This is a genomic window from Agathobacter sp. LCP21S3_B2 (assembly GCF_052118705.1).
In the GTDB taxonomy this organism is placed as follows: Bacteria; Bacillota; Clostridia; order Lachnospirales; family Lachnospiraceae; genus Roseburia.
In genome coordinates this window covers 167353-184683 of record NZ_JBQKGQ010000002.1, presented here as the reverse complement: position 1 = coordinate 184683, position 17331 = coordinate 167353, and the positions used below count along the sequence as shown (strand labels likewise).

Below are 17331 nucleotides of genomic sequence, written 5' to 3'. Positions count from 1 at the left end.
CAAAGTGGTGCGCGATAGCATAAAAATTGTATCGAAAATGGTACTTGACATATATATCATGTGGTAGTAATATAGCTCACAGAGATTTGAAAAATTCTATATTGTAACTTCTCTTATTCAGAGTGATGGAGATACAAAGGATCTATGAAGTCACGGCAACCCCGTTAGAAAACAGGAAGGTGCCAACCTGAGCGAGTAATCGAACAATAAGAGGATTTTTATTATCTTAATTTTAATCCACTTATTTAAAGTAAGTGGTTTTTTTATTGGAAAAATATTGGTCACATAGTATGAAAGGAGCAACAGATAATTAATGGAGAAATTATTATTTACATCAGAATCAGTAACTGAGGGACATCCGGATAAGCTCTGCGATGCAGTATCAGATGCCATCCTTGATGCATGCATACAGCAGGACCCGATGAGCCGTGTCGCATGTGAGACAGCAAGCTGTACAGGCTTCATCCTTGTAACAGGAGAGATTACCACAAAGGCACAGCTTGATATTCCTGCAATCGTCAGAAAAACAGCACTTGAGATCGGATATGATGACGGAAAGAAGGGACTCGACGGAAACTCATGTGCAGTAATGGTTTCAATCGACAAGCAGTCTGCTGATATCGCCATGGGAGTTGACAAGGCACTCGAGGCCAAAGAGGGCGACCTTACAGACGACCTCGACACCGGAGCCGGAGATCAGGGAATGATGTTTGGATATGCTACAAATGAGACGGAGGAGTACATGCCATACCCAATCGCACTCGCTCACAAGCTTGCATTCCAGCTCACAAAGGTTAGAAAAGACGGCACACTTACATACCTTCGTCCAGACGGAAAGACACAGGTTTCAGTAGAGTACGATGAGGCAGGAAAGCCGGTAAGACTTGAGGCAGTTGTACTTTCAACACAGCACGACGAGGATGTTACCCAGGAGCAGATCCATGAGGACATCAAGAAATATGTATTTGATCCAATTCTTCCAAAGGAAATGATTGACGATAAGACAAAGTTCTTTATCAATCCTACAGGACGTTTCGTAATAGGTGGACCACACGGAGATGCAGGTCTCACCGGTCGTAAGATTATCGTAGACACCTACGGTGGATATGCACGTCACGGCGGCGGAGCTTTCTCAGGAAAGGACTGTACAAAGGTAGACCGTTCAGCAGCATACGCAGCACGATACGTAGCAAAGAACCTTGTAGCAGCAGGACTTGCTGACAGATGTGAGATTCAGCTTTCATATGCTATCGGTGTTGCACAGCCAACATCTATCATGGTTGATACATTCGGCACAGGAAAGCTTGCAGATGACAGAATTGTTGAAATCGTAAGAGAGAATTTCGACCTTCGTCCGGCAGGAATCATCAAGATGCTTGATCTCAGAAGACCTATTTACCGCCAGACAGCAGCATACGGACACTTCGGACGTACAGATATCAAGCTGCCTTGGGAGGCACTTGATAAGGTTGAGGACCTCAAGAAATATCTCTAAACAATATGTGGGGCTTCGCGCTTTTTAGGTTGTGAGTGCCGGATAGTATACATTATATTTCTTAGAAAGAATTTAGAGAAAATTTAGACAGAAGTTATCGGATATATGATATAATTAAGTCATGGGACTGACATTGAGTCGGTTTCCATGGCTTTTTTATATATGGTTTAGTCGTAAGAGATTAATCAAATGAGGATTATAATGATTTATAATAATCTGAGATTATCAGGTAACATATCGAAGGTATAAGTGATACGCGAATAATAAAATTTTAAATGTAACTATAAACATATCTATAGGCAGACGATAACGAATAAATTTTGAGGAGGAACGGATATGAGCAGAATTTTGATAGTAGAGGATGAGGTTGCAATTGCTGATCTTGAGAAGGATTACCTGGAGCTGAGTGGCTTTGAGGTAGAGGTGGAGAATGATGGCACAAGCGGTCTCGCAAGGGCATTGGCGGAGGATTTTGATTTGTTTATTCTTGACCTTATGCTGCCTGGAATTGATGGATTTGAGATTTGCAAACAGATTCGTGAGAAAAAGAACACACCGATACTCATGGTTTCAGCCAAGAAGGATGACATCGACAAGATAAGAGGACTCGGACTCGGCGCAGATGATTATGTCACAAAGCCATTTTCACCATCAGAGCTTGTTGCCAGGGTAAAGGCTCATCTGGCCAGATATGAGCGTCTCATTGGAAGCGCTGCACCTGAAAATGATATCGTTGAGATTCGTGGTATCAAGATTGACAAAACAGCTCGCCGTGTGTGGGTAAACGGAGAGGAAAAGCAGTTTACCACAAAGGAATTTGACCTGCTCACATTTCTTGCGGAGAATCCAAACCATGTGTTTACCAAGGAGGAGCTCTTCAAGGAAATCTGGAATATGGATTCGGTAGGAGATATCGCGACAGTCACTGTACATATCAAGAAGATTCGTGAGAAAATCGAGATGAACACTGCAAAGCCTCAGTACATTGAGACTATTTGGGGTGTGGGATACAGATTTAAGTTGTAGTGATTTTTATAAAATTATAGTAGATATTGTAGTATTAATAGGACATATCAAATTCAAATGAGAAAGGATATGTCCTTGTTGTATATATAAAGTGGCTTATTAATTTATTCAAATGGAGAATACTATGAAGATAAAAACAAAACTTGCTATATCATTCTGCATAATTATTTTTGTGCCTGTTGTGCTCACCAGTATAGTGCTTGTGGGTTTCAATAATATTCAGCTAAAGGCCATAAACAAGACATATGGCATGGAGGATGCGGGCATGCTCGCACTCACTGACACGGTGCAGTTTCTGAACAAGGTGACAGGGCACACATATGATGAGCTCGAGAAGACATCGCTCATAGAACCATCCAAGCTTCTTGATAGTGATTATCTGACTAAGATAAATAAGAAGCTGGAGAAGAAGTATTCATATCTCATAGTGAAAAGTGAAGGAGAGCTCATTTTCAATGGTGGAATTGACAATGATGATATTTTGAGAAAGCTTCCGCGAATATCCAATAAGCATAGCAGCTCTGATGTGAGCAGCTATATGGACAGTGATGACAAGGTGCTCATAAAGCAGCTTAATTTTCGTGACAGTGATGGTGACGAGGCGAGTCTTTACATAGTGACATCAACTGCGTGCGTGATTCCCGAGGTCAGGACTGTTTTGATAGAGGGAGCATTTGCACTTGTATTTATACTTCTTACTACGGCTGCCATGCTTATAGTGTGGATATACAGGAGTATCATCACACCGATAGAGAGGCTGCGTATTGCCGCTGAAAATATCAAGGATGGCAATCTGGACTTTGAGCTTGAGACGAGTCCGAGCGACGGAGAGATTGGCGAGCTGTGTACTGCGTTTGAGCAGATGCGTGCCCGCCTCAAGAAAAATGCCGAGGAAAAGGTGACGAATGAGTCTGAAAACAGAGTGTTAATAAGCAATATCGCGCATGATTTAAAGACTCCTATTACTGCGGTAAAGGGCTACGCCGAGGGCATAATTGACGGAGTGGCAAACACCCCTGAAAAGGTCGATAAATACGTCAGAACCATTTACAATAAGGCAAACGATATGGATAAGCTCATTAATGAGCTGACACTTTACTCGAAGATTGACACGAACAGGATTCCATACAATTTTGCGAAGATAAATGTCACAGATTATTTTAACGACTGTGTTGAGGAAATAGGACTCGATCTTGAGGCAAAAAATATCAGGCTTTCATATGAGAATCATGTGGATGGCAACGTGCTTATCATTGCTGATCCGGAGCAGCTTCGCCGTGTGATTAATAATATAGTCGGCAATTCGGTGAAGTATATGAACAAGACACAAAGCTATATAGATATCAGGATAAATGATGTTGGTGACTTTATACAGGTTGAAATCGAGGACAATGGACGAGGAATCGACCAGAGAGATATGCCATATATTTTTGACAGATTTTACAGAGCGGATGCGTCGAGAAATTCGGCCACGGGAGGCAGTGGCATAGGACTTTCCATCGTAAAGAAGATTATAGAGGATCACGGCGGCAAGATATGGGCTATCAGTAAAGAGGGTGATGGAACTACCATGTTTTTCGTAATCAGAAAGTATCAGGAAACACAGGATATGAACCGGCAGTAAACAAATAAACAGGATATTGACATAAAAAGTAAAACTATAATAAAAAATTAAATTAAGAGCTCCCGAGTGACAGCACAAATAGTGTTGTCAGCCGGGAGCTTTAATTATTGGAAAATAGTACTGTTATTATACAACAGCTTCGATGATTTTTTTATCATCTATCATTATTTCATGTACGCCGATATGTTTGTTTTTATTGAAGTTGAAGCTGAGCATATATCCGGTATTGGAATGATACAAGTCAAGATAATCAGCTAGTTGCTTTTCACCGCGGTTATTGTATTCCTCACCATGCCAAATTTTCATTTCAATAATATATTGGTTTCCAAGGTAATCGACGATGATATCGGTTCTGCGTAAGTCTCTGGTGTGAGCTTCGATATAATAGTTTCCGGTGCCGTTTATAATAGGACGCAGATACAATAAAAAGTAACGTCTGCCCTCGTCCTCCAAAAATTTATCATTCTTATCTCCAAATATATCATGAAAATGGATAACAAATTTTTCGAGGATATGTTTCATATCCAGATGTCCATTTACAATGAACTGACTCTTGTCCTGCAAAGAAGCCTTATAGATATCAGTTTGCTGCATTTCGGCAGTGGAAAGATATAAATTATAAAGCCATGTTTCAAAAATTCTGTTTGAAATTACAAGTACTCCGTTATTATCTCTTACAAAGCCAAATATTGTAGCGATATTTATTGACTCTTCATAGTAATTGTAGGATATGCTTTTGCCGGTAAATAAAAGAGTTTTTAGCATATCAGAAAGACCTGGATATGAATTAAGCTTTTCACTTAGTGATTCAAATAGAGTGTTTTTTTCGGATAATAAAATCCTAATGGCAGAATTAAATCCATAAACAGTCCATATATCATGCTTTGATGTATATTTTTCGGGCAGCTTTTCATCCATTATCTGGCATATTCGTGAGACGAGATAAGGATATCCGGATGTATAAGAATAAATCAGACCGGATATATGCTCAATGTCCATGCCGGTATGATAATCATCCTCGTAGTCTGAAAGCATTCCGCAGATATCCTTTTGTGAAAAACTCATATCAATATTAAAATCGGCTGCAATATTCCATGGACTGTTGTATTTGTGCTCATCGTCGTTTCTGAGTTTATGTTTTAAATTTTTTATGTCATAGACTCCGGCGAGTATTACGGATTTAAAAGTCGGTTCTAAATCCCTGTCAATATATCCGGCTCGAAGCTGTGACAGAAAATCTAAAAATACCTGATTGTTTGCGGCACTGTCGACTTCATCTATCATTAGTACGATCGGTTTATCAGAAACAGAGCATATATAATTTAAATCATTGAACAATATTCGCAAAGAAAAATTCTCATTCTGTGAGTCAGTAGTCAGCTTTGATAACGGATTTACCGGATTATCAAGAGCCTGATCATTGCGGAGAAATAACCTGACAAAGGAATTTGCAAACGCGATTGCAAAAGTATGTTCAGACTCAAAATCAAGACTTCCAAATGTTTGAAAATCCATAAGCACAACATAGTATTCACTTTTCAGGTAGCGGTATAACGCACGCAGAGTGGTGGTTTTTCCATATTGTCTTGCACGATTGATGGTAAAATATTTGTTTTCATCGACAAGCTGTTTTATCTGTTTTAAACGGTTATCGATGTTTACCATGTAATGCTCAGATGGGATACACACTGCGGTTGTGTTAAATCTTTTTGACATATTATTTCCTTCCTGAATGATTATAGGTATGTTTATGTGATATAATTCGTTACGCTCATTATATCAGATAACTTGAGATTTGAAATGAAAAATTTAAAATAAAACGGCTGTAAATTGAGTTACAACCGTTTTTTTAAACACGTTATTCAATTAAATTTTCCAACTCTAAAATAAGTTAAGGAAAAATACATAAAATATTTGAAAAATAAAGTCTGACGTAGTAGAATAGTAACATTGCACGAAAGAACCATGGAGAAATCGAAAGGGGGACAAACATGCATAAATTCAGACAAAAATATATAGGAGACAAAGCATTTTATAAGCGCTATCTCATGCTGGCCATACCAATGATAATCCAGAATGCAATCACAAATCTGGTAAGCTTTCTGGACAACATTATGGTAGGACAGCTTGGTACAGAGCAGATGTCAGGAGTAGCAATCGTAAACCAGCTCATATTTGTGTACAATCTGGCTGTGTTTGGGGCGGTGTCAGCGGCAAGTATATTCGGAGCACAGTATTTTGGCAAGGGAAATCATAAGGGGCATATGTATTCCTTCAGATTCAAGCTGTATGCAGCGCTGCTTGTTACAGCAATAGCGATGACACTGTTTATCACGAACGGAACAGGTTTAATATCACTTTATCTGACAGATACGGCAGGAAACGGTGCCACGGAGGTAGCACTGGCATATGGAAAGGAATATCTGGAAATTGTTATGATAGGTCTCATACCGTTTGCGGTGACACAGGCCTATGCGACAAACATAAAGGAAACAGGACAGACTTTTGTACCGATGGTTGCAAGCTTTGCATCAGTTGGAAGCAATGCGGTGCTTGATTTTCTGCTCATCTTCGGAATAGGACCGATACCAAAGCTGGGTGTGGCGGGAGCCGCTATTGCCACGGTGATGTCGCGATATATTGAGACAATAATAGTTGTGCTGTGGGCGCATAAAAACAGGGATAGGAACAGATATCTCGAGGGCGCTTACAGAGGAATAGGAATGCCGTTTGGTGAGTTTAAGACTATATTCATCAAGGGACTGCCACTCATGCTCAATGAGCTTTTTTGGGCAGCAGGCATGACAACGGTTACACAGTGCTATTCAGTACGTGGGCTCTCGGTAATCGCAGGTTTAAACATTGCGACAACGATAACAAACCTTTTCAATATCGTGTTTATACAGCTTGGCGCATGCATCAGTATAGTTGTAGGGCAGTATCTTGGAGCCGGTGAGCTTGAAAAGGCAAAGGATGCGGATAACAAGATGATAGTGTTCAGTGTGTTCTGCTGTTCTATAATGGCGGCGGTCATGCTTCTGGTAGGAGGATTTTTCCCTCAGATATATAACACAACAGATGAAATCAAGTCACTCGCAACAAGCTTCATAGCGGTATCAGCGATAATTATGCCGTTTTGTGCATTTACACATTCGTCATATTTCACACTCCGCTCAGGCGGCAAGACACTGGTTACATTTCTGTTTGACTCCGTATTTACGTGGGTGATAGTGGTGCCGGTGGCATTTGTGCTCGCCAAATACACAGCACTTGGCATAGTAGCGGTGTACTTCCTCGTGCAGGCCACAGAGCTGATAAAGGTAGTCATCGGATACTTCATGGTGAAAAGCGACGTGTGGCTCGTGCAGATGGTATAGGAATGTAAGTCATTATCTTGCGGAAAAATGAAATAAAAGTTATACTGTAGCTATTAAGGAAATCTTGCTACTGTTCACATTACAGTGTGACCGGTAACAAAGGTATGGCATATTTTTATGAGTATGGAGGGGCACACATGTCAAAGCGGTTTTGCGTTACCGGAACATGTATACCGGCAAAAAATTATATGGTTGATATAAGTGGCAGAGTAGACATGATTATTCATGACTATATTGATAAAGGTCAGTATTTTACAATAAACCGTGCCAGACAATATGGAAAAACGACCACGCTCTATATGCTCGAACAGAGGCTTAAAAGTGATTATCTGGTTATCAGTCTTAGCTTTGAGGCGGTAGATGAGTATTTTGCATCGCTGGGAACTCTGGCGGAGGGACTGATGATGGATATTGCGGAATGTCTGAAAAATCAGAACGTTTCGGAGATTATTATTGAAGAGTGGAATGAACCGCTATCAGATAAATTTCCCCTGCGTTCATTGGGAATGAAGATTACCAAGCTATGCAAAGCCAGCAATAAAAAAGTTGTGCTTATGATAGATGAGGTTGATAAAAGCTCAGATAATCAGATTTTTTTGTCATTTTTAGGACTGCTCAGAGAAAAATATCTGAAATGTCAACAGGGAAAAGACATCACATTTCAGTCAGTGATACTGGCAGGTGTTTATGATGTAAAATCTTTAAAATTAAAGATACATCCGCAGGAAGAAACAAAATATAACAGTCCATGGAATATAGCTGTTGATTTTTCTATGGATATGAGTTTTAACATAAACGATATAAAATCTATGCTTGAGGATTATGAGAGAGATCATAATACGGGCATGGATATAGGACAGATTGCATCAATAATATATGATTATACATCAGGTTATCCGTATCTGGTGTCGCGAATATGCCAGTTGACAGATGAAAGAATTGCATCATATGAAAAAGACGCAGATGAAAAAAAGGCATGGACGAAAACCGGTCTTTTACAGGCAATAAAGCTTCTTCTGAAAGAACCTAATACTTTGTTTGATGATATGACTAAGAAGCTGCTTGATTATCCGGCATTAAAAGATATGCTTCAAAAGATACTTTTCGATGGAATAGATTTTCCTTTCAAGAGAGAAAATCCGATAATAGATCTTGGGGTTACATTTGGATTTTTGAAGGACAGAAATGGTATCGTTGCAGTTGCGAACAGAATATTTGAGACACAGCTTTATGATACATTTTTGTCTGAGATGGCGGTGAATGACAAGCTATATATAGATGCTGCTTCAAACAGAAATCAGTATATAGCATCTGATATGCTGCAGATGGATTTGGTCATGAAAAAATTCTATGAATATTTTGAAGAAATATACACGGAGAATGATCATAAATTTATCGAGGAAAATGGCAGAAAATTGTTCCTTTTATATCTGAAACCTATAATAAACGGAACCGGGAATTATTATGTAGAGGCAAGAACCAGAGATAATCGCCGCACTGATGTTATAGTTGACTATAAAGGAAAAAGATTTATTATTGAACTGAAAATATGGCATGGAAATGAGTATAATCTGAGAGGACAAAAGCAGCTATTTGACTATTTAGATTACTACAAAGAAGATAGAGGATATCTTCTGAGCTTTAACTTCAATAAAAATAAACAGATCGGTGTGAATGAACTGGAATACGATGGTAAAAAAATACTTGAGGTTGTTGTATAATTTTTAATTAAGCGTAACAGTTCTAACCCAGAATGAAACGGAGCATAAAATGAGCGAAGAAAAACAGCACAAGCGCCGCGTGCATTATAGCGGAAAATATCCCAAAAAATTTGAGGAAAAATACAAGGAGTTAAATCCGGAGAAATACAAGGATACAATTGAGCATGTCATCAGCAAGGGAAATACCCCTGCGGGCATGCACATATCTATAATGGTAAAAGAAATCATAGATTTTCTGGACATAAAGCCGGGACAGACAGGCTTTGATGCCACACTCGGATACGGTGGCCACACAAGGGCAATGCTTGAAAAGCTTGAAGGACAGGGACATATGTTTGCTACAGATGTTGACCCAATCGAGTCTGAAAAGACAAAAAAGCGTCTCGCTGAAGCCGGCTTTGGAGAGGATATTCTCACCATAAAGCTTCAGAACTTCTGCACAATAGATGAGATTGCAAAGGAAGTAGGAGGCTTTGATTTCATACTTGCCGATCTGGGAGTTTCATCAATGCAGATAGATAATCCTGAGCGTGGATTTTCGTTTAAGGTGGATGGACCATTGGATCTGCGTCTTAATCCAAATGCCGGTATCAGTGCGGCAGAGCGTCTTGATAATATATCCCGTGAGGAACTTTCGGGTATGCTCTATGAGAACTCAGATGAGCCGTATTGCGAGGAGCTTGCAAAGGCAATCACAGACGAAATCAGGAAGGGCAACCGCATAGATACGACCACAAAGCTTCGTCACATTATAGAACAGACACTTGATTTTCTGCCTGAAAAGGATAAGAAGGACATCATCAAAAAGACCTGTCAGCGCACATTCCAGGCGCTTCGCATAGACGTAAACCATGAGTTTGAGGTACTATATGAGTTTATGGAAAAGCTTCCGGGAGCATTAAAGCCCGGCGGAAGAGCTGCCATCCTTACCTTTCATTCAGGAGAGGACAAGCTGGTCAAAAAGGCACTCAAGGCAGGATATAAAGCAGGAATATACAGCGACTATTCCAAGGATGTGATTCGCCCATCAGCACAGGAATGTGCTCAGAACGGACGTGCCAGGTCCACGAAGATGCGCTGGGCGGTTCGTGCGGAATAGAAAAGAATAAAAATAGTTCTAAAACACTATTGCTTTATTGAGAAAAATAGTCTACTATGAACGTGTTATATGACTGACGGATAAGTGGAATAACCACATGAAATATAACAAATAAGAGCCGACCGTCTGGGCGATAAACCCGGACAGTTGGCTCTTTTTGATTATAAAATCAGCCATAGTTGTATAAATAACCAGGAAATGTATCTCAAAAGAAACAACATGGATATTGACAAAAATGCTGTAGTGAGTATATACTAACCACAGTTAAACAAAACTAATCAAACGAAGTAACATTCACACATTTTAAGGAGGATATTACAATGATAGAAATGAAAGAGTGGGATGGATTTGAAGGACGTCTTTGGAAAGAGGAAATCAACGTCCGTCAGTTTATTCAGGACAACTACACTCCATACGACGGAGACGAGAGCTTTTTAGCTGATCCGACAGATGCTACAAACAAGCTGTGGGACGCACTCCAGAAATTACAGAAAGAAGAGCGTGCCAAGGGCGGAGTTCTTGACATGGAGACAGAGGTTGTAACAGGAATCACAGCTTACGGCCCTGGATATATAGATGAGTCATTAAAGGACCTCGAGCAGATTGTAGGTCTTCAGACAGATAAGCCGTTAAAGAGAGCATTCATGCCTTACGGTGGAATCAAGATGGCGGTACAGGCTGCTGAGACATATGGTTACGATGTAAGCGACAAGCTTAAGGAGATTTTCACAAAATATCATAAGACACACAACACAGCAGTATTCGATGCATACACACCTGAGATGATGAAGGTTCGTCACGCAAAGATCCTTACAGGTCTTCCTGACACATACGGCCGTGGACGTATCGTGGGTGATTACCGTCGAGTAGCATTATACGGAATTGATTACCTCATCGAGGAGAAAAAGAAGGATAAGGCAAACTGTGGCTGTGGACAGATGACAGATGATGTTATCCGTTTAAGAGAGGAAATCGCAGAGCAGATTAAATGTCTTGAGGAGATGAAGAAGCTTGCAGAGATTTACGGATACGATATCTCAAGACCTGCGACAAACGCAAAAGAGGCAGTTCAGTGGTTATACTTCGGATACCTTGCAGCAATCAAGACACAGAATGGTGCAGCAATGTCAGTAGGACGTGTATCTACATTCCTTGATATCTACATCAAGAGAGATATGGACAAGGGCATCCTCACAGAGCAGGAAGCACAGGAGCTCATCGACCATTTTACAATGAAGCTTCGTATGGTTAAATTTGCACGTATCCCTTCATACAATCAGTTATTCTCAGGTGATCCTGTATGGGCAACACTTGACGTGGCAGGAACAGGTGTGGACGGACGTTCAATGGTTACAAAGACAGACTTCCGTTTCCTCCATACATTAGAGAACATGGGACCTGCACCGGAGCCAAACCTCACAGTATTCTACTCATCAAAGCTTCCTCAGACCTTCAAGGATTATGCAGCCCGCATCTCAATTGAGACAAGCTCAATCCAGTATGAGAACGATGACGCAATGAAGCCGGTATGGGGCGATGATTATGCAATCTGCTGCTGTGTATCTGCAACACAGACAGGTAAAGAGATGCAGTTCTTCGGAGCACGTGCAAACCTTGCAAAATGTCTCCTCTACGCTATCAATGGTGGTGTTGATGAGAAATCAGGTGAGCAGGTAGGACCAAACTACGCACCTATCACAGCAGAGTACCTTGACTATGACGAGGTAATGGCGAAATACGACAAGATGATGGACTGGTTAGTAGATATCTATGTAAATACATTAAACCTTATCCAGTACATGCATGACAAATACTACTATGAGGCAGCAGAGCTTGCACTCATGGATACAGACTTAAAGAGAACATTCGCAACAGGAATCGCAGGATTCTCACACGTAATCGATTCTCTTTCAGCAATCAAATATGCAAAGGTTAAAGTAGTACGTGACGAGAGCGGACTGGCAAAGGATTTCGAAATTGAGGGAGAGTTCCCTAAATACGGAAACGATGATGACCGCGCGGACGAAATCGGTGTATGGCTTCTTAAGACATTCATGGAAAAGTTAAAGAAGCATCACACATACCGTGATTCAGAGCCTACAACATCAATCCTTACAATTACATCAAACGTAGTATACGGAAAAGCTACAGGAGCAATGCCTGACGGACGTAAAGCCGGAGAACCACTCTCACCTGGAGCAAACCCGTCATACGGCGCAGAGCAGAATGGACTTCTCGCATCCTTAAACTCACTCACAAAGCTTCCATATGAGTGGGCACTTGATGGAATCTCAAATACACAGACCATCAACCCGGGAGCACTCGGAAACAACGAGAGAGAGAGAATAGACAACCTTGTAAACGTAATGGACGGATACTTCGATCAGGGTGCACATCACCTCAATGTAAATGTATTCGGTAAAGAGAAACTCATCGATGCAATGGAGCATCCTGAGAAGGAGGAGTACGCAAACTTCACAATCCGAGTATCAGGATACGCAGTTAAGTTTATCGACCTCACAAGAGAGCAGCAGCTCGATGTAATCTCACGTACATGCCACGAGAGAATGTAATATGATCTAAGGTGTCACAGAGTGTACTACGATTCTGCTTGCAGAAAGAGTAGTATGCTCTTGTGACCCGAACAAACATGAGCAAGAAGCGATTTTCGTAAGAAAAGAAGCGGATTGCGAATGGTTGTAGAATTGCGTAAGTTGCAGGACAACGGAGCAATTCGTAGATCATATTAGGATATGCCATATATTATGTATGTGGTATAAATTTACAGAGTTAATATACAATTATAGATATTCCAGAATGTGCAGGCCAAGTGCCTGCATATTCTGATTTCCAAATAAACTGTATATGTACTAAATAACACCACAGCGTAAGGAATTTTCGGCACCCCGCCGACCGGGACTTTGCAATGCGAATTTCGCAGGGCTTAGAGGCTGTTAGAATTATGAACACAGCCAGCGATGCCCATGCATGGACGCAGGGGCAAGGCGTTATGCGCCATGGAAGGCGCGTAAAAGCCGGTCGCGTCAAGCATAGAAAACCTAAATCATAATTCATACAGCCTCTTAGCCCGAAGAACCTGAGCATTGAAAAGTCCCGGTCGGCGGGGGGCCGAAAATTCCGTACCATAAAATAAAAGTAGCAGCAACAACAACCTGAAGGAGGTAAAACATGGGAGAAACACTAGGAAGAGTACACTCGGTAGAAAGCTTTGGCTCAGCAGACGGCCCGGGAGTGAGATATATAGTATTTTTGAAGGGCTGCAATATGCGCTGTAAATACTGCCACAACCCGGATACATGGGCCAAATGCGGCGAAAATGACGGTGCAAAGCTGATGACACCGCAGGAGGTGCTAAAGACCGCCATGCGCTATAAAGCGTACTGGAAGCAAACAGGCGGCATCACAGTAAGCGGAGGTGAAGCACTTTTGCAGATAGACTTTGTCACAGAGCTATTTAAGCTTGCAAAGGAAAAAGGTGTAAACACATGCCTTGACACATCAGGAAATCCGTTTACCGTGGAAGAACCGTTTTTCGGCAAATTTAATGAGCTGATGAAATATACAGATCTCTTCATGCTGGACATCAAGCATATAGATGACGAGGAGCACAAAAAGCTTACGGGACAGACAAATAAGAATATTCTTGATATGGCACAATATCTCTCAAAAAACGGTAAAAAAATGTGGATACGTCATGTGCTTGTGCCTGGAATCACCACGGATGAGAGATATTTAAAGCAGCTTAGAGAATTTATCGACACACTTAAAACGGTGGACAGGGTTGAGGTGCTGCCGTACCACACACTTGGGGTGTTCAAGTGGAATGAGCTTGGTATACCATACCAGCTTGAGGGGGTGGAACCTCCTACAGAGGAACAGATAGAATGTGCAAAAAGAATATTAAATTGTCAGAATTAGTTTTTAAATACCATTGCTAATAACTCATTAAGTTGATAAAATATAATAAGGAACTATTCAGGGTGGTTATAAATAGCTGCACCGGGAGAAAGATAAGGCAGAACGAGGAGAGTATAATGAGCAGTATAGTAATAGGAACCCTGTATGGGCAGATGAGCTTTATGTGTCTGCTGATACTGGGAGTAATATGTTTCAGATTTTTGAAATCTGATGATAAAACATACAGCAACCATCAATTTCTGGCAGTAGGTATGCTTACAGCGGCAACAGTTGTGGTGGATTATATTATAGCTATCATAGTATATGGCCTGTGGGCGCCGGAAAAACTGGTACTGGACACATTTACGGTCATTTACTTTATATTGATAGCGTTGCTGTCCTATCACTGGTTTTTGTATTGTGAGGCAGAGCAGCAATCTGTATTTATCCGGCTTAAATCCGGAAGAATCGTGCGCATAGCAGCGCAGGCAGCCATATGTATCATGATGATTACGGTTATGTATCTGAAGTGGACAAGCTTCAGGAATGAGATGATTACAGAAGCTGTTATAGCATTTATACCGGCTATATATAGCTGCATCAGGGCATTTTACAAGTCATTTCTGCCGGAAAATTATGTGAACCGCGACAAATACAGGCGCATGGCTTCGTTTGCAGTGCTGCCTGTTATTATGTTATTTATCCAGTATTTTACACCGATGCTGCCTTCGTTTGTATGTGGGGTGACACTTGGCTACATGCTTGTGTACAGTAACAGCCAGAAATCACTCATTTCCACAGATTTACTGACAGGTATCAACAACAGGAGTGCTTTTGATAAATATATCAGTGCAAAGGTAAGGGCAGGGTCAGGCCATAGCAAGCTGTATCTTTATGTGATAGATGTTGATGATTTAAAATCAATAAATAAGGAATACGGTCCACTCGAAGGAGACAAGGTGCTTGTGGCGACAGCTTTTGCGTTGAAGGAGCTTGCGGCAGAGTATGATTTTTATATAGCCAGATTTGATGCAGATGAGTTTGTAGTCGTCTTTGATACGACAAGCGGGAATATGATGCAGCTCATTCGCAAAAGGATAGAAGAGCGGGTTCCTGAGACTGCGCAAAATATGCAGCTTGAGGCACCGGTGACTGTCACAATCGGAGTGGCAAAATACACAGGTCAGAGTTTGCCGGCATGGATAGCTGAGGCACATATGGCGCTTGAGAACGCACGTACCTTAAAAGAGGGAAAAGGAAAGTCGGAAAATGAACTTCAAAAAGAATTGTTTGACGCGACAGACATGCTGTTATCGCAAGCCGAGGTACGTCATGAGAGCTCTGATGAGCTTGACATAGATGGTCTTGATGAGAGGCTTTTTCCGGTGTTATCAGAGGCATCGCAAAGAATATATATGTTTGTCACAAATATGGAGACCAATGTGACCAGATGGTCCAAAAATGCATTTGGTTTTATGGGAATTGACAGTGAATATGACTTAAACACAGAGGACAGATGGAAAAGTAAAATACATCCGGATGATATAATGATGTACCAGAAGGAAGTGGATGCGGTATGTTCGGGGAAAAAGGATGCATTTAATCTCACCTACCGTGTAAGGGATGAGGACGGAGTGTTTGTGAGCTGTACAGGTCATGGCCGCATAATAAAGGGTGTGGATGGAAGACCTGATATTTTTGCAGGCTCAATACTGAATCATGGCATATCGGATTCGGTTGATTCTGTTACCAACCTATGGAATATGAAGATGCTTGGAAGCTACCTGAATGACTATATTTTCAGATATGAGTCGGCAGCAGTGCTTATCATTGGAATAACAAAGTATGGACACATCAATGATACCTACGGATATGAGATGGGCAATGAGGTATTGAAGAATTATGGCGATGAGCTTTTAAAGGTAGTGAACGGAGACCTTTACGTATTCAGAATGGATGGAACAAAGTTTGCATTCATCAAGCCATACGCAGAGCATGATGAGATCAGTGAGCTGTATCTTAAGGTGAAAAAAGTAGCTGAGGCCGGGGTGAAGCTTGGCGATGGAATGGTTCAGCTTAGGCTTGCTGGTGGAGCAGTGACAGCAAAAAACTACTCCGGCACACCGTACAATCTGTTAAACAGCGCCACATATGCACTCAGCATATCGAAGCATGAAAAGCACGGAGATCTGGTGTTTTTTGACAGTACCCTAATTCATGACAATATGAAAAATATGGAGCAGATTGCGGAAATCCATAAGAGCGTCATGGACGGCTGTAAGGGATTTTTCCTATGCTATCAGCCAATAGTCAGCGCCACGGACGGAAGGATAGTCGGAGCTGAGGCTCTTATCAGGTGGAAAAATGAGAAGTACGGATTTGTGCCACCGGATTCATTTATTCCATGGCTTGAGGAGGATCCTTGTATTTACATACTCGGAAACTGGATTATTGAGACAGCGCTTGTGGCGGCAAAGAGATTCAAGAAGGTCATACCTGATTTCTTCATAAATGTAAATATAGCGGCCACACAGCTTGAAAATACAGCATTCCGTACAGATGTGCTAAATATGGTTGAGAGACTTGATTTTCCAAAAGAGGATCTTTGGATAGAGCTTACCGAAAGATGCAAGGATTTAGACCACGATTTTTTAAAGAGGGAGGTATCCTTTTTCAAGGAGCATGGCATACAGGTAGCGTTAGATGATTATGGAACAGGCTCGGCATCACTGAGTCTGGCACTGGAGCTTCCGGTGGGCGAGATAAAGATAGACCGATCATTTACGAAGGATGTCATGGAAGATGAGTTAAAGCAGGCGATTGTCGAGTCCATTCTTGTTTTCACCGGACGTATCAGGATGCGTTCGTGTATAGAGGGTATTGAGACTCATGAGATGGCGGAGTATCTAAAGCAGTTTGGACCTATGTATTATCAGGGGTATGCATACTCCAAGCCTGTCGAGGAGGAGGCATTTATGTCTCTCATAAAGGAACAGTCGGGCAAATAAACGAATATGCTTGCGTATCGCAACTGTAAATGTGCTGAACAGTTAAAATTTACAATAACAATT

Annotated in this window: 10 protein-coding genes and 2 riboswitches; of the genes, 9 read left to right on the top strand and 1 reads right to left on the bottom strand. The window is 41.2% G+C overall.

What is annotated here, in order from left to right:
- Window positions 1–110 precede the first annotated feature (110 nt).
- Window positions 111–213, top strand: a riboswitch (SAM riboswitch).
- A gap of 100 nt (window positions 214–313) precedes the next feature.
- The 3 genes from metK (at window position 314) to ACTQ1L_RS02350 (ending at window position 4145) form a co-directional block, all read left to right on the top strand.
- Window positions 314–1495: a methionine adenosyltransferase gene (gene metK, locus ACTQ1L_RS02360; RefSeq protein ID WP_441365321.1), complete on the top strand. Its 1182-nt coding sequence runs from the start codon at window positions 314–316 to the stop codon at window positions 1493–1495.
- A 336-nt stretch (window positions 1496–1831) separates the two neighbouring features.
- Window positions 1832–2521 carry a response regulator transcription factor gene (locus ACTQ1L_RS02355; protein WP_321110565.1) on the top strand — a complete coding sequence of 230 codons (690 nt, stop codon included), beginning with the start codon at window positions 1832–1834 and terminating at the stop codon, window positions 2519–2521.
- A 124-nt stretch (window positions 2522–2645) separates the two neighbouring features.
- The gene (locus ACTQ1L_RS02350) at window positions 2646–4145 is read left to right on the top strand and encodes a sensor histidine kinase (RefSeq protein ID WP_321110566.1); all 1500 of its coding nucleotides are present in this window, start codon (window positions 2646–2648) and stop codon (window positions 4143–4145) included.
- Window positions 4146–4271: 126 nt separating this feature from the next.
- Here the strand turns inward: ACTQ1L_RS02350 and ACTQ1L_RS02345 are convergent, their stop codons facing one another.
- Window positions 4272–5861 carry an ATP-binding protein gene (locus ACTQ1L_RS02345; RefSeq protein ID WP_441365320.1) on the bottom strand — a complete coding sequence of 530 codons (1590 nt, stop codon included), beginning with the start codon at window positions 5859–5861 and terminating at the stop codon, window positions 4272–4274.
- Window positions 5862–6136: 275 nt separating this feature from the next.
- Here ACTQ1L_RS02345 and ACTQ1L_RS02340 point away from each other — a divergent pair, with 275 nt between their 5' ends.
- The 6 genes from ACTQ1L_RS02340 (at window position 6137) to ACTQ1L_RS02315 (ending at window position 17268) form a co-directional block, all read left to right on the top strand.
- Window positions 6137–7522, top strand: a complete 1386-nt coding sequence (locus ACTQ1L_RS02340) for an MATE family efflux transporter (protein WP_321112515.1) — start codon at window positions 6137–6139, stop codon at window positions 7520–7522.
- A 137-nt stretch (window positions 7523–7659) separates the two neighbouring features.
- The gene (locus ACTQ1L_RS02335) at window positions 7660–9243 is read left to right on the top strand and encodes an ATP-binding protein (RefSeq protein WP_441365319.1); all 1584 of its coding nucleotides are present in this window, start codon (window positions 7660–7662) and stop codon (window positions 9241–9243) included.
- 49 nt (window positions 9244–9292) lie between these two features.
- Window positions 9293–10342 carry a 16S rRNA (cytosine(1402)-N(4))-methyltransferase RsmH gene (gene rsmH / locus ACTQ1L_RS02330; protein ID WP_015515553.1) on the top strand — a complete coding sequence of 350 codons (1050 nt, stop codon included), beginning with the start codon at window positions 9293–9295 and terminating at the stop codon, window positions 10340–10342.
- Between the two features lie 59 nt (window positions 10343–10401).
- A riboswitch (ZMP/ZTP riboswitch) is annotated at window positions 10402–10481 on the top strand.
- Window positions 10482–10662: 181 nt separating this feature from the next.
- Complete coding sequence (gene pflB, locus ACTQ1L_RS02325; protein ID WP_441365318.1) at window positions 10663–12915, top strand: formate C-acetyltransferase; 2253 nt, start codon at window positions 10663–10665, stop codon at window positions 12913–12915.
- Between the two features lie 616 nt (window positions 12916–13531).
- A complete protein-coding gene (gene pflA / locus ACTQ1L_RS02320; RefSeq protein WP_441365317.1) occupies window positions 13532–14281 on the top strand; it encodes a pyruvate formate-lyase-activating protein in 750 nt (249 codons plus the stop codon).
- A gap of 116 nt (window positions 14282–14397) precedes the next feature.
- Entirely contained in the window at window positions 14398–17268 is a 2871-nt protein-coding gene (locus ACTQ1L_RS02315) for an EAL domain-containing protein (RefSeq protein ID WP_441365316.1), read from the top strand.
- Window positions 17269–17331 lie beyond the last annotated feature (63 nt).

Bases quoted from the DNA above. Each gene is read 5' to 3' on its own strand.
- metK (WP_441365321.1), top strand. From the start codon at position 314: ATGGAGAAATTATTATTTACATCAGAATCAGTAACTGAGGGACATCCG.
- ACTQ1L_RS02355 (WP_321110565.1), top strand. From the start codon at position 1,832: ATGAGCAGAATTTTGATAGTAGAGGATGAGGTTGCAATTGCTGATCTT.
- ACTQ1L_RS02350 (WP_321110566.1), top strand. From the start codon at position 2,646: ATGAAGATAAAAACAAAACTTGCTATATCATTCTGCATAATTATTTTT.
- ACTQ1L_RS02345 (WP_441365320.1), bottom strand. From the start codon at position 5,861: ATGTCAAAAAGATTTAACACAACCGCAGTGTGTATCCCATCTGAGCAT.
- ACTQ1L_RS02340 (WP_321112515.1), top strand. From the start codon at position 6,137: ATGCATAAATTCAGACAAAAATATATAGGAGACAAAGCATTTTATAAG.
- ACTQ1L_RS02335 (WP_441365319.1), top strand. From the start codon at position 7,660: ATGTCAAAGCGGTTTTGCGTTACCGGAACATGTATACCGGCAAAAAAT.
- rsmH (WP_015515553.1), top strand. From the start codon at position 9,293: ATGAGCGAAGAAAAACAGCACAAGCGCCGCGTGCATTATAGCGGAAAA.
- pflB (WP_441365318.1), top strand. From the start codon at position 10,663: ATGATAGAAATGAAAGAGTGGGATGGATTTGAAGGACGTCTTTGGAAA.
- pflA (WP_441365317.1), top strand. From the start codon at position 13,532: ATGGGAGAAACACTAGGAAGAGTACACTCGGTAGAAAGCTTTGGCTCA.
- ACTQ1L_RS02315 (WP_441365316.1), top strand. From the start codon at position 14,398: ATGAGCAGTATAGTAATAGGAACCCTGTATGGGCAGATGAGCTTTATG.